Genomic DNA, 23,116 nt, shown 5'->3' on the forward strand with positions numbered 1-23,116 from the left:
TGATTCAAGCTTTTTTCTTAGTTTATTTATTTTTATCCTTTTCAAACAAAACAATTAATGCTGGTAGTAAAATACCGCGAATCAAGAAAGTATCGAGTATAATACCTACCGCTACTATGAATCCGAAGACGAATAGTAATTGTATTGGCTGAGTCATTAACACAGCAAATGTAGCTGCCAATAAAATACCTGCTGAGGAAATTACTCCACCTGTGTGCGACACAGCTATTTGTACAGCTTCCTTCACAGAATGCTTCTGTCTTTCCTCTAAGAAACGAGAGATTAAAATAATATTATAATCTATACCAAGCGCGACCAAGAATACAAAGGAATACAACGGAACACGGTTACTAATCGTATCAATATCAAAGAATAAATTAGATAAGAACATCCCTAAACCTAATGCAGCCAAGAATGATAAAAGTATCGTTCCCATCATATAAATAGGCATCTTAATAGACTTAGTTAATACGATTAATAGGATGAAGATTAGGATAGTTTCTAGTACTACAATAACTATTAAATCACGATCATTTACAGCGCGGTCATCCACTTGAGAAGCTGTCTCTCCTGCAAAGTATAACTCGCCGTTAGCATCTATAGATGAAACAATATCCTTTTTCTCTTCTACCATCTTTTCCAGAGCATCCATTGATTCAGTAGAATAAGGACTTTCCTCAAAGGTTAGTTGATATTGAACTGCTAAGCCATCCTCTGATACACCTGTTGGACGTACAGAGCTAACTAGATCTTGATTTTGAAGTTGCTCCAGAATGCTGGCTTGAACTTCCTCTGTAACTTCTTCATTTGATTCAAAAAGTACACTAGTTGGTGCTAAATCACCTTTAGCAAACTCTTCTTCCATGATTTCATAACCCATACGTGATGGCATATCTTCTGGGAATGACTTCATCGTGTCAAATTCGTATTTCAGATTGAACATATTTAAAGCCGAAACAACTAAAATAACTAATATAATAAGAGCAGCTACAATTGGTTTTCTCACAACGAATGAACCAATTTTACTCCATAGTCTATTGACCTTCTCTTCCCCTTCCCCGTATTTAGGAATGCGTGGCCAGAATGATTTACGACCAAATAATGTGAACAATGCAGGGATTAATGTTACAGAAGCAAACATAATAACAAACATTGTTGTACCAAAGATCGGAGCAAAGTTTTTATAATCTCCGAAGTTCGCAAAGAACAATACTAGCATTGCAGCAAGCACAGTTCCACCCGCGAAGAATACAGGAATACCTGTTTCTCTCATAGCCCACTTCATCGAATCAAACTTACTATCGTAATTCTTTAGTTCTTCTCGGTAACGAGAGAAAACAAATAAAGAATAGTCTATGGTTGCTGCAAATAACAGAATAGACATGATCGATACGGATTGGACTGCTAAGTCTAAACCACCAGCTCCCAAAATACCAAGCAATTGGTTAACTACCTGATACACAATACCAGCAGCCAATAATGGAATAATTGCTAACAATGGAGAACGATAAATAACGATTAAAAGAATTAATATGATACCAACAGTTGCTAAAATTAAAACTAAATCTGCTCTTTCAAACAAATTAGTTGTGTCTACAGCAATACCTGCTGGTCCAGTAATATATACTTCTGTCCCAGATTCTTCAGAAACAATGTCTCTAATATCTTCTAAGGATTTTTCTAATTCAGCCGTTTCTAAAGACGTTACAAAGTTTAATGGCACAACTGCTGTCCTTTTATCCTCTGAGAAGAATCCAGCTAAAGCTTGAGGTGGTAGGCTACTAAAAGGAACAACTTCCTTAACTCCATTAATATTTGCAGCACTTACTTTATCCAACGCTTCCCCAAGTGCAGCAACATCGATTTCTGAGTCCTTAGATTGTAACACCAGAATAGCCGGAAGACTTTCCGCATCCTTAAAATGCTCATCAATATGATTCTGCGCAATTACTGATTGAGCATCCTCCGGTAAAGACGCTACGCTTGATACTTTATATTCTCCTGCGCTAGGTGCAAATACAGTCAGTAAGACTGTGATGGCTAGCCATACACCAATTGTGGTCCACATCCCTTTTTTAGTGGCCACAAAATCTGTTACACTTCCTAGTAACTTTTTCAACAATTCCACTCCCTACTAGCTTATTTAAGTGACACTAGTGTCACTTTGAATAAAAAAACATTTTCATTTACATTATCCTTTTCTATCCTTTTCCTGTCAATTAATCGTGCTTGAACATCCCACTACTTAAAATTTCCTTGATAGAACCAATCCATTCTTTCTCTGGAATATTAAAATGATTAGGAATCGCAATAATTTGAAAGATCATCCCCAATAAAATAGCCGTAGGCAAATGCTCTTTAATAACGCCTTCTTTTCTTCCCAGCTCAATAAACCCTTCAAATTGCTGATACATACTAATATAGTATTCGCTTATTTTAGATTTATTATTCAATGCTCGCTTTGTTGTAGGTGCCGGGATTTGACCGATGATTTCCAACACACCGTAAATATTACTCTGCGTAAAAATAAAATCAATTAACTCATTAAATTGAGTTGGAAAATCTGCAGTTTTATTTAATTTTTCAAAGTCACTTAAAAATCTAGCCATTTCATACATTAAAAACTCTGAGATAAGTTCATCCTTATTTTCATAATACTTATAAATACTTCCTCTTGAAACCTTCAACCTAGAAGCCAGCTTACTAAAAGTAAAAGCCTCATAACCATCATGGATAATTAGTTCCTTTGTTTCCTGAAAAAGATGCTCATCTGTAAATTTTCGCTCACGAGCCACATCCAACACCTCACTATTCTCTTCAGTATATTACAAAATTCTATTAGCATAAACATATACACAAAAAGATTACAGCAATGTTGCAGGTGCCTGGCACCTGCAACATTGCTGTAATCTAGTTATTTATGGTTTGCTATGGCTGTTGCAATTTGGTCAATGGAAGGGATTGTGCTTGTTTTGTTGTTTTCTGTTAGTACGGTGAATATGAGTAGTTCTCCGTCTTTTGTATTGGCATAGCCAGCAAGTGCTTTAATGTTTTTAAGACTTCCTGTTTTCGCCATGATATTTCCTGCAGCAGGGGCTGTATTTAGTCTGTAGCGTAATGTTCCCCCAACATATCGATCCTTAGATCCAGCAATAGGTAGGCTCTTGTAATACGTATTATACCAAGGCTCTTTTCTAATCACGTATAACAGATGAGAAAGCTCGCTAGATGTAATTTTGTTGGAGTATGATAGCCCAGAGGCATCCTCGAATTTCCATTTAGAAACGTCTATCCCCATTGAAAATGCATAGTCACGCATTACCTGTAAGCCCGCGTCCCAGCTTCCTTCACCATAAACCTTTCTACCCATTTCCTTAGCTAAAATCTCTGCATGCACATTATTGCTTAGCTTCATAAATGGAACGATTAAATCCTTTAAAGGCTGAGATTTTTTAGATAGTAAAGTTTTTGCGCTCGCTGGAGCTTTCCCTTTCACTAATTTAGTACTCTTGCTTAGGCTTATCCCCTTTTCAGCTAAAGAACGCTTGAAAATATCTAAAGCATACATCGTTGGGTCGGTTACAGCAATCCATTCCTTAGATCCGGATGTCCCAATAGGAGAATTCCCTGTTACAATTACTTTGTTTGTTCCCACTTCACGAGTAATTTTTAACGTATTTTTATTTCCTTTTGGTACTGTCTTGGATCTGTTGACGACCTGTAGTACGCCTGTATTTGGAGTTAAGGTTACTCTTGTAGCTTTTCCATTGCTAGTCGGTTTCGCTTCTACAATCACAGAACCCGCATCAAAGTCTCCATTTGGAGATAAGGTCAGCGCAGAAATAGGAGCTGCATAATAATAAGGCACGTCCTCTGCTAAAATACCAGCAGACAACCGAACACTCTCATACCAAGTGTCATCACCTACTAGATTTCCTGAAATGTGTTTAATACCTTTTTTAGATAAACCAGCGGCAAAATTGTCAAAATGGCTCTTCAATAAAGTTGGATCTCCTTGACCCTTCAAGTAAAGATTACCTTGCAAGGTACCCTTATTTATCTTTCCATCCATTAATACCGCGGTAGAGAATTGAAAATTTTCACCTAAAGTATCTAAAGCGGCTGCGCCTGTTAATAATTTTAAGGATGAGGCAGGAGTAATGCCTTTATCCCCGTTTCGCTCATAGATAACCTCTCCAGTCGATGCTTTTCTAATCGTAATACTAGTTGTTGCATTCTTCATGCGGGTATCTGCCATTATCGTATTTAATTTATTCGTTAAACTAGCATAGGATGTAGCAGCCTCTACTGATGAAGTAGCTGGAGTTGGCACTAACACAGCGCTTCCTAGTAACATGATAGATACTATAGTGAAAAATAGTTTTTTCCAAACCTGCACTTTTCTACCCCCATCTTTTCTATTTTCTGTTAGTTTAACACGTAATTGTAAGATAATAAGTTAAAATATAATATATTACAAAAATACGGTCTAATTTCCTATAGTCTAACTTTTAATGTTCTAGATATTAAAAGAAGCGGTGTAAAGTCTCCTACTCTTCTCCCCCCTATTTTAAAGGCCTTAAAGCTTGAGTATGTTCCAAATAAATAAACGCATTATACCGTTCACTTATTTTGGAGGGCACATAATTCCCATATGCTTCAAATGCAGGGTTATACACTACTCCAATTGCTCGGTGACCGATCCATTGGTTGAACAGATAACGATTCTCTTCATTAAAGATCAGCATCTTATCTTCTGCTCCTGCTTCATGGAGTACATCCTCCCAAGAATCCTTTCGTGCTGGGGGAACCTTTTCCTTTTTGTAAGGAATACCCCATTCATCTGCTGCTATAACTGTTCCAGAGTAAGTACCAAATCCCACAGCAAATACGTTATCTTTTCTATTTTGAAGTCGAAGAATTTGACCAACGTTTAGCATACCTGCATCTTTCATATCTGTAGCTGAAGCATCACCAATATGCGTATTATGCTCCCAAATAATTATTTTTGCATTCTTTCCGTCATAATCCATTATTTCATTAATCGCTTCTACCATATGTTCATCCCGCACATTCCAAGACAGGTTATCACTTCGAACCATCGCTCGGTAATACTCCTCTGCATTTTGTGCAACCATAGCGTTCATCTTTAAATTTAAGTCATTTTCTTCCTCGTCTTTAAAATTGTCTTCATGTGCCCTAATGGACTTGATAAGCTTTGACACTTCTTCTATGCACGCTTCCGAAATATCTAACGTCGATAGCGCGTACGTTTCCGGATTACGGTTAAACGGTTCAAAACAAGAAAAGGCTCTTTGAGCAAATTGTAGCTCCACTCCATTTGGATCGGTTTCCTTCAAATAACGAATGACTTCATCTAAGGATTCCCATAGACTATAGACATCTATTCCATAGAATCCCACTTTGTCTTCCTTAACCTTATTGTCATTATAAGTCCTTAACCATGCCGTGAATTCTGTAATTTCTTCATTTGCCCACATCCAAGCTGGCCATCGTTCAAATGCAGACTGGAGCATTTCTTTAACATTGGAATGCTTACTGTAACCTTTTACAAACCGGTTAATCTGCTGGGTGGATGGCCAGTCCCCCTCAACTGCTATCAGCGTAAAACCTTTTTCTTTTATTAACCTTTTGGAAATCTCTGCCCTTACTTTATAAAACTCCGAGGTTCCGTGACTCGCCTCTCCAAGTAAAACAATTTTAGCTTCCCCAATTGCCTCTAAAAGAGGGTTAAAGTCCTCATTCATAGATATTGGTAACGCATACTTTTGAATAGACTCCTTTAAATTCTTCAATAAAAGCACTCCTCTCCCATAAAGTTTGAGTAATCTAAAATTATTTTATTCCATTTTAAATTCTAAGTAGAAATTAAACGAATTTATGGTATGATATTGTAAATTAAATGCGACGAAGAGAAGAGTAAGTAATTTAAAGTCTTCCAAAGAGAGTCCCCGTAGCTGAAAAGGGATGAAGAAGAAATTACTGAAACAAGCCTCTGAGCATCACATAGGACCTGTTCTATACGGGGTATGATGTGACGGGTGCTCCTGTTATAGAGCTAAAGTATAAGCATATTCTATGCCGTACTTGAAAAGGTTCCATTGGTGACAATGGAACAAACTGGGGTGGCACCACGACATGATAATCTCGTCCCCAAGACAAACGTCTTGGGGGTGGGATTTTTTTATTTGTAAATAATTATCATGTCGGGAGGAATATAAATGAGTAATCGAAAAACAAGAACTCTCTATTTAGGTGTAGTGGGGCTTGCAAACATTGGAGGCTGGATTTATTTACTTGCCCTCAATTTAATTATTTTGGAGAAAACCGGGTCTGTATTAGCCGTTACTGGATTATATATAATTAAACCATTTGCTAGTATGTTAATAGGGCCTTGGGCTGGAAGTGTAATCGACCGAGTATCTACAAAGCATTTAATGATATTTTTAGATTTACTACGAGCCCTTCTTGTAGGGTCATTGCTCTTTGTCGATTCGCTATGGGCAATCTATGTGATGGTTTTATTTATTCAAATGGCTGGTGCTATGTTTGAAACAAGCTCATTTACTTATATGACTTTATTGCTACCAGAAGAAGAGCGAAACAAATTTAATGCCCTGCTAAGCTTTGTTCATTCAGGTGCCTTTGTGACAGGTCCCTTCCTAGCTGGGATTCTATTTATGCTTGCCCCACTTGAGTTTTCTCTATTAGTAAATATTATTATTTTTATTTGCTGCGGCATATGGACTTCGTTCTTGCCCAATAGACTCAATGCTACAATAGAAGCAAAAAAACACCTCGATTTAAAAGAGGTGCGAGAAGATTGGTTATTAGTTTGGAAGTTCAGTAAAAAATCTTTACCCTTTTTCTTAATTTATATGACTTTCCAAGGAACAATGCTGTTGACTGCTGCATTAGACTCTACTGAAGTTGCATTTGCTAAAGAGGTTCTCTCCCTCACGGACGCTGCTTATGGCTCACTTGTAAGTATAGGAGGAGTAGGCTTTCTATTAGGCGCCATATGTACGAATCTATTAGTAAGATTTCTTTCACCTAAAGCTTTGATGAGCGTTGGGACACTTTTAGTAGCATCTGGATATTTTATTTATAGTATTTCTACTACCTATTTTGTTGCAAGTCTCGGATTTCTGATCTTGTCATTTTTTCTTTCAATAGCCAATACCGGTTATATGACGTTTATACAATCTCATATCGACTCTAATATGATGGGAAGAATCTCAAGCTTATATGAAATGGCTTCCAGCTTCGTTCAAATGATGGCAGTATTGCTTTTTGGTATATTCGCAGGCTGGATATCTGTCAAAGCTGTTGTTATTGGCGGCTCCTTGCTCATGCTCATCGTTTCATGCTATCTATTAACTGTTGTATGGAAGTTCTCTAACCAAAAGATAATAGATAACATTTAACCATTTTTTACGCAGGAAAAGGCTAATACAACAGGTATCCTTTGCCTTCTCTTAAATTCTTCCTCACTCGAGAAGTGCTCACGCTTAGGTGTACCTTCGCGTAATTCCAGGATAGTAAAGCCTTCTTCACGTAACGCTGTAAAGTATTGTTCAATTGTGCGGTGAAATTTCACCACAACATGATCAATCCAAGGTTCTTCTCTTTCACCATCTATAAAATAATTGTCCACAATCCAATTCTCACGTCTCTCTCCTGTTTGCTTGCTTAAAAAGGAAGAGGTCGTGAGAGGATGTTGGACACTAAACACTAATTTTCCATCATTCTTTAGACTCTTATTTATAGAGCGGAATAACTCATTTATATTAGACACATAATGTATAGCAAATCTCGAAGTAACTAAGTCAAACGAGTTCTCCGGGTAAGAATAGGATTCCATTGTATTCAAAATCACTTCTCCGTTTGTGTCTTTTAAATTTGTTGTCGCAACATCTGCCATTTTTCTGGATCCCTCAACACCTGTATACTTAGCTGCCCCATCTCGTAATAATTCCTTACCAAATAAACCATCACCACAGCCTAAATCTAATATGGACTTATTCTTAAAATTACCTACTAGCTCAAACATAACTGGTCCTTCAATTGCATTATTTGGACTATCCGGTCGACCTCTTCTATTTAAATAATTCGTAAAAAAATCTGCCTGATTATAAACATCGGACCCTTTATGTGACAATACAATAACCTCCCATTAATTTTAGTAAAATAGCGGTACATCAAAGTTTAGATAACGAGCAGAAAATGGTACGATGAGGGAATAAAATAAGGTTTATTTCAATTTAGAAAGAACAGGTGAGTTATGAAAAAGAAAAAAGTAAATCTCTCACAAAAACAATGGATACTAGTAGGCGGATTTCTATTCCTGTTATTCTTTTTCCTATTTAACCAAGACCTGATCAATATTCTCTTAAAAGGAGATGTAGATAAAGCAAAAGAATTTTTAGACAAAAACATTGGCTATGCCTTATTTTTCATGGGACTGGTCATGCTTATTCAAAATTCATTTACTGTATTTCCTCTAATCTTAGTTATAACGATTAATATTACTTTATTTGGTTTTATAAACGGATTTTTATGGAGCTGGTTTACTAGTGTTATTGCTTCCATCATTGTTTTTTATGGAGTTCGATACATTTTCCAAAGTATGATTATTCATAAGTTTAATACAAAAGTAATTGAAAAAGTAGACGTAAATGGATTTGCTTACGTTTTCCAAGCTAGACTGTTCCCTTTCGTTCCAACAAGCCTTGTAAATATATTAGGTGGGTTAAGCACTTTACGAATTCTTCCTTTTACCATCGCAACAACAATTGGTAATTTCATATACTTCTTTGTGCTTGCTCTAATCCCCGCTGGGATTTTGTCTGCAGATCTAGATGAATATTTGATTTTAGGCATTATATTTGTATCTATTGCTGTATATTACGTATTTAAGCACATAAAGCATAAACGAAAGCCACTTGCTGAGTCTGAAAATAGTGAGTAATCATACGCGCATAAGAAAAGCGCAATTTCTCTTGCAACATTGGGTCTCCTTATTACACATCTTCAAAAAACTTAAAAAGAGGATGGCTGTGACTAATATTCCGGCCACCCTCTTTTTTTAATGGCTCTGCTAAAGGTAAAGGTAGAAGTTGTTTTTCGTAAAATGGTAATATGACAAATTCTCTACATCTAATAAAACTAATCACTATGTACTTTAAAAATCTTAAGGATTCTTAAGTATTTTTCCTACTGTTTCTTTAGGTTTGAAATGTATTCTAAAGCCGTAGAAAATTCAAACCTATGGAGTGATAGTGTACATGAGAGCTTTCAGTTTTATTTTTCAATATTTATTAAACCCTAGGGAGATTGGTGCAGTCTTGCCAAGTTCAAATTATCTTGCGGAAAAAATGGTAGATAGTATTGATTTTCATAATGCAAAATACATCGTAGAATTGGGTCCGGGTACAGGAGTTTTTACAAATAAGATTATTAAAAGCAGAATTGAACATACGGTTGTTATGTTGATTGAGAGCAATAAAGAGTTTTGTATGTTATTAGAAGAAAGGTATAAGTACGAAAGGAATCTGATTATTATTCATGGTTCTGCTGAGGATATCAACAAGTATACAAAGGACTTTAATATCCCATATCTAGATTATGTAGTTTCTGGTCTTCCTTTTGCAAGTTTGCCAAAAAGTGTCTCAAGAGATATATTAATTAATACGAAAAATCTGTTAAGGAAAAATGGGATTTTTATTACTTTCCAATATACATTATTTAAGAAAGGACTTATTGGTCACTATTTTAAGCATATTAATATAACACGTGAGTATAGAAATATTCCCCCAGCATATGTATTCGGTTGTAGTAATTAATATATGGAGAATCTTATAGAAGGTGTGAATTGATTTGAATGGAAAGGTCTTAATTGTTGATGATGATCTAGAAATTAGAAATCTAATTTCCATCTATTTAGAAAATGAAGGGCTAGAAATAACCAAGGCGAGCGACGCCCTAGAAGCATTGGAATTATTGGAAGCCCATAATTATGATTTGATTATTTTGGATATTATGATGCCTAAAATGGATGGAATCGAGGCATGTTTGAAAATTAGGGAAGCACGTAATATGCCTATCATCATGCTATCAGCTAAATCCGAGGATATCGATAAAATTAAAGGGCTGGTTTCTGGTGCAGATGATTATCTAAGCAAACCGTTTAACCCATTAGAATTAATAGCCAGGGTCAAATCTCAACTCAGAAGGTATAAAAAATATAATATTGAAACAGAAAGTAATAAGAGTGTTATTAAAATTGTTGATTTAACGATAAATACAGATACTCGCCAAGTGTGGATTAAGAGTAGCGAAGTAAGGCTTACACCAAAAGAATTTGATATCCTTGAACTTCTCGCACGTAATAAGGGCATTGTCCTAAGCGTCGCGAAAATATATGAAGCTGTTTGGAAAGAGAATTACTTTAAATCTGATAACACTGTAATGGTTCATATTACAAAAATCAGATTCAAAATTGAAGATGATCCGAAAAATCCTATTTACATCAAAACCATTTGGGGAGTGGGGTATAAAATATGAGGAGTAAAAAGCTAAGCGTTCAACTCCTTACAGCAATAGCAATAAGCTTTTTTATCTCAGTCCCAATTGTTAGTAATATTTTACTATATGTCATGGATATTTTTTTCAAAAAACCTAATTTTATTGGTATAACTATATATTATTTTATTTGGATAACTACTGTTATCTTAACTTTTATTATAAGTCTTTTAGTAATGATTCGTAGAAAAATAAAATACCTTCAACATATTACAGATAGTGTTCAAACCATTGCAAATGGAAAACTGGGTACTACTATTGAAATTAAGGGAAATGATGAGTTAAGTCAACTTGCTAAAAATATCAACTATATGTCAAAAGAGTTGAAAAGTAAGTTCGAACATGAGAGGCAAATAGTGAGTGCAAAAAATGAACTTATTACAAATATTTCTCACGATTTGCGTACACCTTTAACTTCTATCATTGGATATGTAGATTTGTTGAGAAAAAAAGAATATAGAGATGACGAACAATTATATGATTATTTGGAAACCATTTATTCTAAATCACAAAATTTCAGCAAACTTATTAATGAACTATTTGAATACACCAAACTTACAAGTCCTGATCTAAAATTAAACTTTACTGAAGTTGAGTTAGGCGGATTATTAGAACAAATATTAGGAGAATACATGCCAATTTTAGAAAAGGAAGGTCTGGACATTCAAAAATCGATAACTGAAGAAGATATACACGTATCGATGGATATTGAAAAAATAGTGCGTGTCTATGATAATCTTCTAATGAATGTTATAAAATACAGCAAGAAACCCTCTATATTAAAAGTAGATCTTCATATAGTTGGCATAAAAGCTATTTTTACTATATCCAATCAAGTAGAGAACTTACCAGTACAAGACGTTAATAAATTATTTGAACGCTTTTATCGAGGAGATATGGCAAGGAAGGAAGATGGAGGGTCTGGTATTGGACTTGCCATATCTAAAAGGATTATAGAGCTTCATGGTGGAACAATTGATGCTAATTATAGAGAAGGTTGGTTAACCTTTACAATTGAAAATATCATTAAAGAATAATTTCTTATGGGAAACGGCGAACTGGATATTGTTCGAATTTTTTTAGTGGATTTATTAAAATGGAATGGTGAAAGTTGATTTATGATGAAGAATTATAGTCTTAATACTATTCATAGCTAAATTTCCAAATAGTTAAACTGGATTGTGAAAGAACGCACTTATACTAACGGTTGCCTTAGTAAAATAAAATGAGCTTGGAGATACATATCCCAGCTCATTTTTTATGCACATTTTTAAAACTAACTTTAACATAGCCTTTTTCATTTATTGGTTTTATCTATCCTTAACTAATCAATTAAGTTTTTTTGCAGTCCCTTTTTGACTATTTGAATGTAGTGTTTAATTTTTCTTCATGTACTCATATACATTTTTAGTCGGGATATTAAGTAAAGAAGAGATTTCAGTGATTTTCATTCCAGCTGTTTTCATTTCTCTCACTTTGTACATCATTGCTTCTTCATATTCTTCGGCAATAATGAACAAAGGGTTTAATAATGACTCCCATATCTCATAATCAGAGAAATTATTTTTTGCTATTATTTTTGCTAATAGTGATTTTACATCATTTACCTTTAAAGATTGCTTTCCTAATATTAATTCTCTTTCTTCAAGAAAACATTTTATTTCTTTTAGAATATTTATGAATGAATCCATTGAATTCGCTATGAAACTACCAGTTCCCCAACTCCCTAATCCGTGCAACAATAATGACACTGGGTAACCTTCTTCATTTAAATCTATAATAATTGGATCACCACACAGCGTTTCATAAGCAATAACAATCCAGTTATCATCCCAGGAACCCTCTTCACCGGTTATAAGAGAATTTCCTTCTAAATCGAAACTATAGCCCACTTGATACTTACCTAATTGTTCAAAAAAGAATACCTCAAAGTCTACATAGTCTTTAATTTTTTCATACTCTAAATTGATTTGCTTCAAGTTCCTTTCAATGTCTTCTTTTTGTTGAAAGGAATTAAACATTAAATTATTCAAAGTAACAACATCCTATCATCCTTTCGTTATATAAACGAAAGGGTTATCTTTTTAAATGGTTGAAATATACATACTCCAATAGGCCTCTAGCTGTCTTTCTTGAAAAATGGTTAAGCTACTCATATTTAATATTTCTTCTTTTAAAACCTGAACTTTATCTTTTTGCTTTATATTATAAAAGTTTTTACCAAGTTCTACTCTTAATCGGTTCTTTACAGATAAATTACCAAAGGGATCGAAATAAGAATCTATTCTCGATTTATCCTTCACCCCTGTGTAGGTAAAGCGTTGGTAGTAGTTTAACTCCTTCTCAAGCTCAATGTATCTTTTTATCGCCTCGGATTCCGTAATTGTTTCCTTTAATAGCTCTAATTTAGTCTCTATTAGCTTTACTTCACTTGTATAATCATGTTCTCTTAATATGTTTAAGTTTTCTTCTACCCACTTTACATCTACTCCATAGTCTGACTGCAAGCCTAAAATATTAAAGGAACAAATAGCAAACGCATCCTTTACCTCTATATGCTCTTTGATTTCCTCTACTGATGGGTAGCCAAATTTGGAAGGTTGGATAATCTCAACGGATGGATTGTTAAATAATATATTTTCTATATCGTTCTTGTGTAGGTGGTTAACAATGATTAATAATGTTTTACCTGCATTTTCTTTGGCTATGGCTTTAATACTCATTGCCTGCATATAAGTTCTATACTGAAAGAGTCTTCTTGAAAAATCCTTTTCCCCTGATGATTTCGTTTGAATCCACTCATTCATCTGTTTAATGACTTCTTTTCTTTCGGAATAAAAGAAGTCTTCTTTTAAGTTAGGAAAAGATACAAATTTCTTAAAAGAGTTTTCTCCTCTGACAAATGCTGGTTGATCAATATCATTTATACCGAGTGCTAATTGTTGATCATTTGGGGAGGCATTCCAATCAAAGGGAAAAACAGGTATTCCCCTTTGTCGCGCATACGGTAAAATAATTTCCTGCTGCTCATAAGTAAAATCCTGAAAGTCTAATCGGGCAAATTTTTCAGGACTTCTTTCTATTCCTATTAAATCTGGCTTTACTCGATCAAAGAATGCACGATAAACGGCAGGTTGACATTCTCTTGAAACTAGCTGATATGCATGGCTTACTCCTAAAATTATCAATTTAGATTTCATATCATCTTATCCCCCCACCTTAGTTGCTAATCAGCGATCTATATTTAAAAATTCTGTAAATTCGTTTATACTTATTTTAACATATTTTCTATATCCCTTTCGGTCAATTTATTTAATTCTTTTATGAATGCTAAATGCCCCCTAATCTCTATTTGATATAATAAAAAAGAAGGAAAAATTTATGTAAATATAGGAGATAGTAGCTATGAAAATTGCCATATTCACAGATATCCATGGAAATGGACTTGCACTGAAAGCCGCCTTAAAGGATATTGATGCAAGATCAGATATAGAAGAAATCTGGTGCTTGGGCGATATGATTGCAATGGGACCAGATACAAACGAAGTGCTAGATCTTTTATTTTCTCGACCTGATATCCGAATGATTACAGGTAATCATGATGAGGCTGTACTATCTCTCAAAATAGGAGAAGGTCATCCAGATAGCTATAAGCATACTCGCGAACATCATCATTGGATAGCTGACCAATTAAGCGATAGAAATGCAGACAGACTTAAGAATCTTCCACGTATTCTTGAAAAAAATATAAATGGAGTGCATATTCTCGGCATTCATTATCATATAGAAGAAAAAAAGAGATTCGCCAATATAAAGGATGAGCCCTTTTACACCATTTTAGATGCCACATTAGAAAACATGGAGAAAATGTTTAAATCATATCCAGCAGACATAATCTGTTTTGGACATCATCATCCTGAACATTTTTTCTCAAATGACAAGCAGATCTATTTAAATCCAGGAGCTCTCGGAGTATCAAAAGGAAGCACTGCTCCTTATGCAATTATTGACGTTTCAACTGGCAAAACAACTGTTACTATTCACCATGTAAATTATGACAAAAGAGAATTTCTGGAAAAATTTAAGTTGCTAGATGTTCCCCAAAGAGAAATACTTTTTAAATTATTTTATGTAGGAGAATAAGCGCTCATGTTACAAATTATATTTTAAACACTAATCCCTTGAAGCTAAGTAAAGAGGCAGTGAGTTAATTCTTGTAATAATCCATAACTATAAGGATACCTTGTTCTGAATGAATTCCGTTTTGGTAAATATTAATTTAACTAAAGATGTTCTCTTTTATATCTGAGATTATATACAGTTTTCACTTGATATCAAAGAATTTTAGTTGTTCGGAGCAAAGGCGGCGACTCTTAGGGGACACGCGCGTGGGAGAGACTACAGGCTCGACTCGTACCCCCAGGAAAGCGTCCGCTGTAACGGATAACAACGACTTAGTAGTAGAAAAGAGTCCCGGAAATTTACTTATAGTAAATTTTCCGGGACTCTTGAATTTCTAAGGTGGATTTTGTCCGAGCCTCATTTTATTTTAATTCATCTTTGATTATATCAATTAAATGTTAATTAATAGTATTTTAATGATACTCATTAATGCTTTTTCACTTTAAATCAGTAAAGTGTATTGACCCTATTCTGAATAGTTCTTATAATTAACAACAATCTGTAAGGATGGGAGACAGCGATAATGAAAGATTTTATAAGTAAATTACTTACTGGTATGAGTATTGGAATTGTGGTGGCCCTAATACCAAATGCATTGCTTGGCGAAATGCTAAAATTGTTAATTCCACACTTTCCTGTTTTACAGCCAATATTCGATATAACTGTATATCTAATGAGTATGCTTTCTATTTTAATTGGGGTGATGGTTGGAATGACCTTTAAGCTGACTCCTATTCAAACAGCTAGCGTTGGCTTAGCTGCTATGGTTGGAAGCGGGGCCATTACAAAAACAGCAGATGGTTTGTTTGCCTTAAGTGGTATAGGAGTGGTATTGAACACAGGTATAACAGCTGCATTAGCGGTATTATTTGTGAAATTTATCGGAGATAAGCTGAAAGCTTATGCGATTCTTTTAATCCCTACCTTAACTATTTTGTTTCCAGGTTTGATTGGTTACAATCTATTGCCGTTCATGAAAAAATCAACAGGCTTATTAGGTGATGGCATCGCTTATCTTACAACCTTACAACCAGTTGTTATGGGAGCAGTAATTGCAGTTGCATTTTGTCTTATCATTTTATCTCCTATATCAACTGTTGGTGTTGCAACTGTCATTATGCTATCTGGAATTGGCTCTGGGGCAGCTAATTTAGGGATTGTAGCCACAGGTGTCGGCCTAGCAATTGCTAGCTACAAAGCAAATAACCTAGGTACTGCACTAGCACACGTGCTTGGTTCTCCTAAAATACAAATGCGCAACTTTTTTATGAAGCCTAAAATTGTTTTTCCAATGATTATAACAGCTGCCATCCTAGGTGGATTAGCAGGAGCTTTAAATATACAAGGTACACCGATGAGTGCCGGCTTTGGATTATCTGGTCTTATTGGTCCTTTAAATTACATAAATCTAGCTGAGGGCGGATGGAACCTAGAGAATACTGCAATTATGCTGAGTACTTTTCTGATTCTTCCCATTGCATTAAATATTGGGTTGATATATTTGTTTTCTCGTAAGCTGAAAATGATTAAATCACAGGATTACAAGCTAGATTTTGAATAAGTGTACATACGAGGATTTTTTGTGTGACTTAATTAGAATTAAACTCCTATCAGCATCATACTATTTTTCAATCATAAAGAGCTATCCTATTTGAATCAGACATCTACTAACGTTTATGACTAAAAAATAAAAAGAGAGATAGCGATTATGCTATCTCTCTTTATTTATTTATAACTATCAAACAAGTCTTGGACTGTATAATAGGATTTTTTTAAACGTTCCTCGTATTCTGGTAAATCCCAGTTATCCCATTTATAGCTTTTCAAAGTCTGCAACTTGCCAGCTTCCATGGATGGCAACGTATCTTGAATACTGTCCTGCTTGTCCATGAATAAGGCTCCTATATATATTTCATCCACAAACTTGCTTGCCTCTATTCCGTCCCTATATAAATCACCAGTAAACTCTTTTTGACTTGGATCCTTTGCACGTATTAATAGCCAGGGGATTCTAAGCTCAATCTTACCGTCCGCTATATAATAGTCGGCCAAAGAATCATAATCATCGGCTTCTGGGTCTCCATTACCTTTTTTCAGCTTACCAGCTTCATAGGCTTCAAAGGGAAGTGTAGTATTTTGTTGAGGCAAGTATAATTCCTTGTTTAAGGCATACTGCTCTACTACAAATTCACCGCTATCTAGTGAAGTGGTACTTGGCTTTGGCTTAAGTAAATTTAAAACATGACCATATTGATACGAGAAAAAATCATAATATTTATCGACCAACAGTCTAGATTCACTTTCCTTAAGATTTAGTATGAAATCTATGCCGTTATTAAAAGAAAGATCGGATATACCGTTAATCTTTGTATTCCCTTGATCAGGAACAATATCCAAAAGGAAGATAGGATATCCATCATTTTTGGTCTCATAGTCAAGCCTTAGATAAAGGTACCTTTCGTCATGGTCCACATATAAAGAGTTGATACTTCTATCTTCTTTTTTATATAGAGGCTCTACTTCCCACTCATCCGTTTCTCCATCCACTTTTACCTTATGTCGATCAAAACTTAACAAACCAAATTGTTGCTCATTTGTTTGAGCATTAGACCAATAAGGGCGTCTATCTGGATTATCATAGTCAACTGTATTCCAAGTTCGCTTAAACCATTCATCCTGCCAGGTGAAAACCAAACCACCTAGTAGCTTCTCTGCCATGATATCTTCAAATAGACGGCTAATTATTTTTCCCTGCTCGTCTTCAGAAAGGAATCCTTGATTCCACCCAAATGGGTTTTTATGTGTTAGCCCCCTCGAACCAGGCACCCCAAATTCGGCTATTAAAACAGGGAGACGATGTGCCTCATGCAATTCTTTTAAATATGCAGCATAGCTATTAAATTCTCCACGATGGTCAACAAAAGTTTGATAAGATTCTTCATAATTAAAGAAGTCCGGATAATAAGGATATACGTGATATGAAGCAAATTGGTTAGTTAGCTTCATTTCATTTTTAGTATAAATTACGTTTGGGTCCACTCCTACTAAGTCTTCCTGCTCAGCAGGTTCTGCAGGATGATCTAAAATATCTGTTGTCACCCAATTTGTAAAGCTCATAGGTCTAATCCAGTTATAACGTTCCTTTTCGTACTTAACGATAGTATCCATTTGCTCCGCTAGCCAATATTCAAATGGCTTTGCTCCCTGAGTTTTAAAATATGTACCGCTATATTCTCCTAAGGAGCTATACTTCTCGTTCGTATTTAACACCATATAGGGATACCACTCAATTCCAAGCACCCATCCGGCGATATACTCAGAAACGTCTGCAGTATATACACCTGAAGCATGACCAGCCCTTTCCTTCACTGTTTTGTTTCCATGAATAACATCCACAATGGTCTTCATCTCTGTTTGAAAATCTTTTAAATTTTCTTCATCGAAGGCATCTAATGATTCCTCGAGCTTTTCTTCATTGATCCAGACCCCGTGTAGCACATAGATTTTATTGTCATGTTCTTCATTATAGCGTTTTAGGGCATTGTAAAAGCCTGGTGGATGCAGTGTATAAACACGTACCATGTTCGCGTTCATTTCACCTATTTGTTCAAACCAGCGATAGTATTCTTCTTCAGTGATGGCAGCTTCACCTGGAAAGTAGCCTGGTTTTCCCATACCAATGTTTACTCCCTTGACTGTTAAAGGAGTCCACTTGTCATTCTCAAACACTTCAAATGTCTCACCCTGAATTCTTGCGGTATAGCGTAAGTCAGTTTCCATTACGGTTTCCTCACTTGTATCGAAGTCTTCTAATATAACCTTCATCATAGGAAAATATGTGGACCAATAAAAAGCATTTTCCGCAAATCTCTCTGCTAAGTTATAGATATGAGAAAGACCCTTCAGCTGATAAAAAGACGGTACCTTTGCAACATCATTAAAATCTCCTGCAAAATAATAACTGGAAGAATGCGAATGTGTTTTCTCCAAAACTGCTGCAAACTCTGTAGGTATAGAGTACTCCTCTAGTAAACTCTTACCAGCCTCTGTTAGATCCCATTGATAGTTAGCTAAAACCTTTGCACCCTCTTTGGGAAGGACAATGTCAAACCAATATTGGTAATCTGTACTTTGCTCTAGGTCAAACTTTGATTCCCCAGTCTCCGTAAAGGCTACTTGAATTCCTTTCTCCCCAAAATGTTTATCACTTTCTAAAACTAAAACTTCATTTTTGTCATTTACTAAAACAAAACCTCCGCCTTTATAGTTCCAACTTTCTACGGCGTCAATCATCCACTTAGGAATCTCTTCATTGCTTTTTGGGTCCAAATCTGCGAAGTATCGCCCTGTCCACCCAGTCCAATTGAGTCCTAGATAATTTTCTATACTCTCTCTAACTTTAGGCTCGGTAGGATATGCAAAAGTATTGAACTCGGCAATTAACAAGCTTTTTTCCTGATCATTTAGTCTTTCAAGAATATGATTCCATTCCTCTTGCTCAAGTCCTCCATACACCTTATTGCTACCCTCATAGACACCGTAAGTATCTGCCAAATAAATCACGTCATAATTTGAGTAATCTTTGGGTAATTGTCGTGTTTGCCCCTCTTTTTTGTTCGGTATATACCCATAGTAGTCTGATGTAGCATCATATTCATCGTTGCCATTTGAATATTTCAAATGATTCAATAGCCAAGTAAGCCCTAAATGCTCTCGATAAGACTCATCTGGTACCGTTTTATCTATGATAGCTATACTCATCTTATTAGCTGGCTCTATAAACCAAAGAATAATTGGTAGAAGTAAGATGAAGAGAATAATAACACAAACTAAATAAAATCGTTTCATCTCCACTATCCTTTCTGAGAAAGACCTTTACGCTGCATAGTTCCCCACACATTTTTCCCTAGCATGAAATGGACAATTCCTTCACATCTCCAAAATAGAGTTAGTGGCTTGTACCAAAAAATTTCTGTGAGGGAGATAACAATTAACCGAAAGACATCTCTCACTTTTGGGAATGTATTTGTGCTCCATGCCTCCAATAATATCGATAATGCTGAAAAAATTGCCCCATAAACCACAAATAATAGGGAGAGTAAAATAGCAATTTCATAATAAATGTCTCCTAAAAAGAAGGCAAAGATAATATATACATATCCACCTAGCTCAATAATTGGCCCCAAGCATTCAACAATCCAGAAATAAGGAAAAGAAATCATACCAATCCCACCGTACTTTGGATTGAAGGTCATCTTTCTATGCTTCCATAGGCTTGTGATTAAACCTTGATGCCATCTTCTTCTTTGCTTTCTTAAAGTAGCTAAATCTTGTGGAGCCTCTGTCCAACAAACCGGATCTGGAACAAATTCTATACGTTTCTTAGAATTTCTTTCCTTTAATAGGCGATGTAGCTTAACAACCAATTCCATATCTTCTCCAATGTTATGCTTGGAATATCCTCCAGCCTCTATGACCCATTGCTTGGAGAAAACACTGAAGGCTCCGGATATAATTAGTACCAAATTAAATTTACTAAGAGCAATTCTTCCCATAAGAAAAGCTCTCAAATATTCAACTACTTGCATGACAACCAAGAAATTATCGGATAGGCCGGTTTTAAAAATAGATCCTAGTTGAATATCTGACCCATTAGCTATACGGATATTCCCTCCAGTCGCTATTACTTCGCCGTTAGACAAAATAATTGGCTTCATCACCCTCAACAGAGAGGTTTCTTCTAGTATAGAATCACCATCTATGGAGCAAAAATAAGGATACCTCGCTACATTGATGCCAGCATTTAACGCATCTGCCTTTCCCCCATTCTTCTTGTTTACTAACAGTAAATTAGGGTGAATATCGGATTGGTAAATATCTAGTATAGGTTCCGTAGTAAGCTGATCTCTTATAATTTTTTTTATCTTTTTCATTTTAAATTGTTCGATTACTTTCTGTTGTGTAGTGTCTGTAGAGCCATCATTGACTACTATTAGCTCTGTTTGTGGATAACGTAGGCTCAAGAGAGAATGTATACTATCAATTACACCCGCTTCTTCATTGTATGCGGGCACAATAATAGACACAGGCTTTGAATAGATGACATCAATATAATCATCGTCTAGTTCATCCTTGTCCAGCTTAGATTGCTTTCTTAGCTGGTGGAAGGCCATTAATAGCATAATACTGTAAGTTAAAATAACGATAAGCATATAAAATAATATTATTCCCGCAAAAAATAATAGAATATATTCAAGAATATTAGCTAAGCCCATTATGGTTTTTGTCCTTTCCCTAGTGCCTCATAGGCCATATCAATTGCGTATCGATCACTAGAATTTTCTATATACTCCTCCAAACTCTCTCTCCCATTTTTATCATTCATCATAGTTCTGGCAGCCTGTGATCGAACCCACCAGGACTCGTCCTCTAACAATATTTGTAAATGGGGTAACGTGTAGGATAGTGGTAATAGCTGAAAAAGCTTAGCAATCATTAATCTCTCCTCCCAAATAGGAGATTTCACAAACGGCAAATAAGTTTCCGGATTTATAATAACTCCAATTTCATAAATTGCCCTTAGGGACCTTATACGAATTTCTACATCCTCTTGCTTCAATTGCACTTCTAAATGAGGTAAATACTCAATATCTCTTTTAAGTCCCATCGTTTCAATTAAGGAGTAGCGACAAGTCTTAGGTAAATCACCTATTTTATCCGTTAAGTTGTCTATTAGCTCTGGTGTGAGATTTAAAAGAAGCTTTTTATACTCATATTCTGATAGAGGAACAGTACTGACTAACATATGTTGTAAAAATAATTTCTTATTAAAAAGCGAATATATCTTTAAAAGCTGAAAGTATTCTTCTCTTGAAATTCTTTTTCTACCTAGCTTTTCACAATCCTTTTGAAGAGAACTAATCCTAAAATCCTCTATACGAAACATAGCGTTCATTCGCTTGCTCCAACTCTTACTATGCAAAAGAACGCTATAGTAATCCTTTAGGTATCTATTGGAAAATTCACTGATTTTATCTTGTATAGATTCGTTAGAGAGATTTTTTAAATATGTAGCAAAAATTTCTTCTATGCCCATTATCTCTTCTCTACTGCGAGGAATGAGATACTTGTTAAAAGGTATCCCGTCTATTAAAAAGCGATGCCAATCCCCTTCATAGTCGTGAACATAAGACTCAATTTTCCCATTAACTTTTACTTCTCTTATTCTCTTAAAAATTAAATATAATCCAATTGATATTAATATCAGGGTTAATAGAAAGATAAGCAGAAGGACAAACTTAATCGATATCTGAATCATAGCCATAGCCTTTCAAAGGTTCTTTTAATTTGTGCTTCAAATAACCTAAGATTAAAAGGTTTTATTAAATACTCATCTACCCCTATTTCATAGGCATAGAGCATGTCCTCCTCGGTTTTTTTCTTAGTCATCATGAAGGTTATAAAACGCTGACTATTAGGGAGCTGTTTAACCGTATGTAAAACTTCCAAGCCATTTTTTCTCGGTAAAATATCATTCATAATAATAATGTGCGTATGACTAGTAAAATACCAATCAGATTTTAAAAACTCATAGCCATCGGAAAATGCTTTAATCTCTAATTCGAAATAGTCCACATTCATCTTTTCCAACGATGAGCTAAGTACTCTACGGAATATCTCATTTTCCTCTAATATACTTATCTTAATTTTTTCCATATCTTTTTCTTTAAAATCCTGTATGTAATTAACTTCAAAGGAGCCACCGCGATTAATTACTTCCTTTAGAGCCCCTACTCCAACCTCTAACAGTTTTTCAAAATCTGCACGATTGTTTCCTATCTCTACAACACTTGCATAGAGAGTTGAGGTTGACACTATTTTTGAATCTTTAAATAATCTGTTAAGAAATGCTTGCGCTTCTTCTTCACCACTTTGAGATAGTATAATACACCAGTTGTTTGGCTCTATTAACTCAAAAAGAAAATCCGTTTTTCTAATCTTGCTGCCTAAATATGAAGTTAAATCATTTTGCTGAAATATTTCTTCCTTTAAAGCAGCCGATAAAAAAACTGCAGTAATAGTTGTGCGAGAGCGGACGACATTAGCTTTTAATACATTAAAGAATTCTTTAATTTGAGTAAAATTTTGTTGAGACCCAGCTTCACTCCTATTTTTAGTTAAGCTCATTCCTTCACCTCTTTTAGAAATATTATCCATTAATTAATTTTTATTTACAAATAATATAATTTTACCATTTATATACCCATTTTATTGAAGAATAGACAATTTAAAATTTTCTTTTATATGTATCCCTTACATAGTTCCTACA

The 23,116-nt window shown here is 35.1% G+C and carries 18 protein-coding genes and 1 other annotated feature; of the genes, 7 read left to right on the top strand and 11 right to left on the bottom strand.

From position 1 onward, the window contains the following. Nucleotides 1-22: 22 nt before the first annotated feature. The 4 genes from D0S48_RS09890 to D0S48_RS09905 form a co-directional block, all read right to left on the bottom strand. Complete coding sequence (locus D0S48_RS09890) at nucleotides 23-2,119, bottom strand: MMPL family transporter (RefSeq protein WP_144540011.1); 2,097 nt, start codon at nucleotides 2,117-2,119, stop codon at nucleotides 23-25. Between the two features lie 100 nt (nucleotides 2,120-2,219). Next, nucleotides 2,220-2,795 (bottom strand): TetR/AcrR family transcriptional regulator, encoded by a 576-nt coding sequence (locus D0S48_RS09895; RefSeq protein ID WP_186318226.1) that lies wholly within the window; start codon nucleotides 2,793-2,795, stop codon nucleotides 2,220-2,222. Between the two features lie 119 nt (nucleotides 2,796-2,914). Next, nucleotides 2,915-4,399 carry a D-alanyl-D-alanine carboxypeptidase/D-alanyl-D-alanine endopeptidase gene (gene dacB, locus D0S48_RS09900; RefSeq protein ID WP_144540015.1) on the bottom strand — a complete coding sequence of 495 codons (1,485 nt, stop codon included), beginning with the start codon at nucleotides 4,397-4,399 and terminating at the stop codon, nucleotides 2,915-2,917. Between the two features lie 166 nt (nucleotides 4,400-4,565). Then, on the bottom strand, nucleotides 4,566-5,816 hold the full coding sequence (locus D0S48_RS09905) for an erythromycin esterase family protein (protein ID WP_225321729.1): 1,251 nt from the start codon (nucleotides 5,814-5,816) through the stop codon (nucleotides 4,566-4,568). Nucleotides 5,817-5,919: 103 nt separating this feature from the next. Then, nucleotides 5,920-6,179: a binding site (T-box leader), on the top strand. Nucleotides 6,180-6,242: 63 nt separating this feature from the next. On the opposite strand from D0S48_RS09905, the gene D0S48_RS09910 reads away from it, so the two are divergent. Next, a complete protein-coding gene (locus D0S48_RS09910; protein WP_144540017.1) occupies nucleotides 6,243-7,448 on the top strand; it encodes an MFS transporter in 1,206 nt (401 codons plus the stop codon). Here the strand turns inward: D0S48_RS09910 and D0S48_RS09915 are convergent. After that, on the bottom strand, nucleotides 7,445-8,182 hold the full coding sequence (locus D0S48_RS09915) for a class I SAM-dependent methyltransferase (RefSeq protein ID WP_144540019.1): 738 nt from the start codon (nucleotides 8,180-8,182) through the stop codon (nucleotides 7,445-7,447). The two genes, D0S48_RS09910 and D0S48_RS09915, sit on opposite strands and share 4 nt — an antisense overlap. Before the next feature lie 123 nt (nucleotides 8,183-8,305). Between D0S48_RS09915 and D0S48_RS09920 the strand changes: the two genes are divergently transcribed. From D0S48_RS09920 to D0S48_RS09935, 4 genes are all read left to right on the top strand, one after another. Then, entirely contained in the window at nucleotides 8,306-8,992 is a 687-nt protein-coding gene (locus D0S48_RS09920) for a TVP38/TMEM64 family protein (protein ID WP_144540021.1), read from the top strand. A 316-nt stretch (nucleotides 8,993-9,308) separates the two neighbouring features. Beyond that, the gene (locus D0S48_RS09925) at nucleotides 9,309-9,866 is read left to right on the top strand and encodes a class I SAM-dependent methyltransferase (RefSeq protein ID WP_144540023.1); all 558 of its coding nucleotides are present in this window, start codon (nucleotides 9,309-9,311) and stop codon (nucleotides 9,864-9,866) included. Nucleotides 9,867-9,900: 34 nt separating this feature from the next. Continuing rightward, nucleotides 9,901-10,587 carry a response regulator transcription factor gene (locus D0S48_RS09930; protein ID WP_151111467.1) on the top strand — a complete coding sequence of 229 codons (687 nt, stop codon included), beginning with the start codon at nucleotides 9,901-9,903 and terminating at the stop codon, nucleotides 10,585-10,587. After that, complete coding sequence (locus D0S48_RS09935) at nucleotides 10,584-11,642, top strand: HAMP domain-containing sensor histidine kinase (RefSeq protein ID WP_144540028.1); 1,059 nt, start codon at nucleotides 10,584-10,586, stop codon at nucleotides 11,640-11,642. The genes D0S48_RS09930 and D0S48_RS09935 overlap by 4 nt, the downstream gene beginning before the upstream one ends. A 339-nt stretch (nucleotides 11,643-11,981) precedes the next feature. On the opposite strand, the gene D0S48_RS09940 is transcribed toward D0S48_RS09935, so the two are convergent. Both D0S48_RS09940 and D0S48_RS09945 read right to left on the bottom strand, forming a co-directional pair. Further along, nucleotides 11,982-12,626 (bottom strand): SMI1/KNR4 family protein, encoded by a 645-nt coding sequence (locus tag D0S48_RS09940; protein ID WP_370455759.1) that lies wholly within the window; start codon nucleotides 12,624-12,626, stop codon nucleotides 11,982-11,984. A gap of 63 nt (nucleotides 12,627-12,689) precedes the next feature. Then, nucleotides 12,690-13,805: a hypothetical protein gene (locus D0S48_RS09945; protein WP_144540032.1), complete on the bottom strand. Its 1,116-nt coding sequence runs from the start codon at nucleotides 13,803-13,805 to the stop codon at nucleotides 12,690-12,692. A 205-nt stretch (nucleotides 13,806-14,010) separates the two neighbouring features. Between D0S48_RS09945 and D0S48_RS09950 the strand changes: the two genes are divergently transcribed. Beyond that, nucleotides 14,011-14,748 carry a metallophosphoesterase family protein gene (locus tag D0S48_RS09950; RefSeq protein WP_144540034.1) on the top strand — a complete coding sequence of 246 codons (738 nt, stop codon included), beginning with the start codon at nucleotides 14,011-14,013 and terminating at the stop codon, nucleotides 14,746-14,748. Nucleotides 14,749-15,310: 562 nt separating this feature from the next. Beyond that, on the top strand, nucleotides 15,311-16,348 hold the full coding sequence (locus D0S48_RS09955; protein WP_144540036.1) for a PTS sugar transporter subunit IIC: 1,038 nt from the start codon (nucleotides 15,311-15,313) through the stop codon (nucleotides 16,346-16,348). Nucleotides 16,349-16,512: 164 nt separating this feature from the next. On the opposite strand, the gene D0S48_RS09960 is transcribed toward D0S48_RS09955, so the two are convergent. From D0S48_RS09960 to D0S48_RS09975, 4 genes are read right to left on the bottom strand one after another with little or no spacing between them, the layout of a single operon-like run. Then, on the bottom strand, nucleotides 16,513-19,635 hold the full coding sequence (locus D0S48_RS09960; protein WP_151111468.1) for a hypothetical protein: 3,123 nt from the start codon (nucleotides 19,633-19,635) through the stop codon (nucleotides 16,513-16,515). 5 nt (nucleotides 19,636-19,640) lie between these two features. Then, complete coding sequence (locus D0S48_RS09965; RefSeq protein WP_151111469.1) at nucleotides 19,641-21,062, bottom strand: glycosyltransferase family 2 protein; 1,422 nt, start codon at nucleotides 21,060-21,062, stop codon at nucleotides 19,641-19,643. Next, on the bottom strand, nucleotides 21,062-22,105 hold the full coding sequence (locus D0S48_RS09970) for a HEAT repeat domain-containing protein (protein WP_154311657.1): 1,044 nt from the start codon (nucleotides 22,103-22,105) through the stop codon (nucleotides 21,062-21,064). Before D0S48_RS09970 ends, D0S48_RS09965 begins: the two co-directional genes overlap by 1 nt. Further along, nucleotides 22,102-22,974 (bottom strand): response regulator transcription factor, encoded by an 873-nt coding sequence (locus D0S48_RS09975; protein WP_191963906.1) that lies wholly within the window; start codon nucleotides 22,972-22,974, stop codon nucleotides 22,102-22,104. The genes D0S48_RS09970 and D0S48_RS09975 overlap by 4 nt, the downstream gene beginning before the upstream one ends. Between the last annotated feature and the right edge of the window lie 142 nt (nucleotides 22,975-23,116).

Origin of the sequence: Psychrobacillus sp. AK 1817 (genome assembly GCF_008807035.1) — a bacterium.
Lineage (GTDB): Bacteria > Bacillota > Bacilli > Bacillales_A > Planococcaceae > Psychrobacillus > Psychrobacillus faecigallinarum.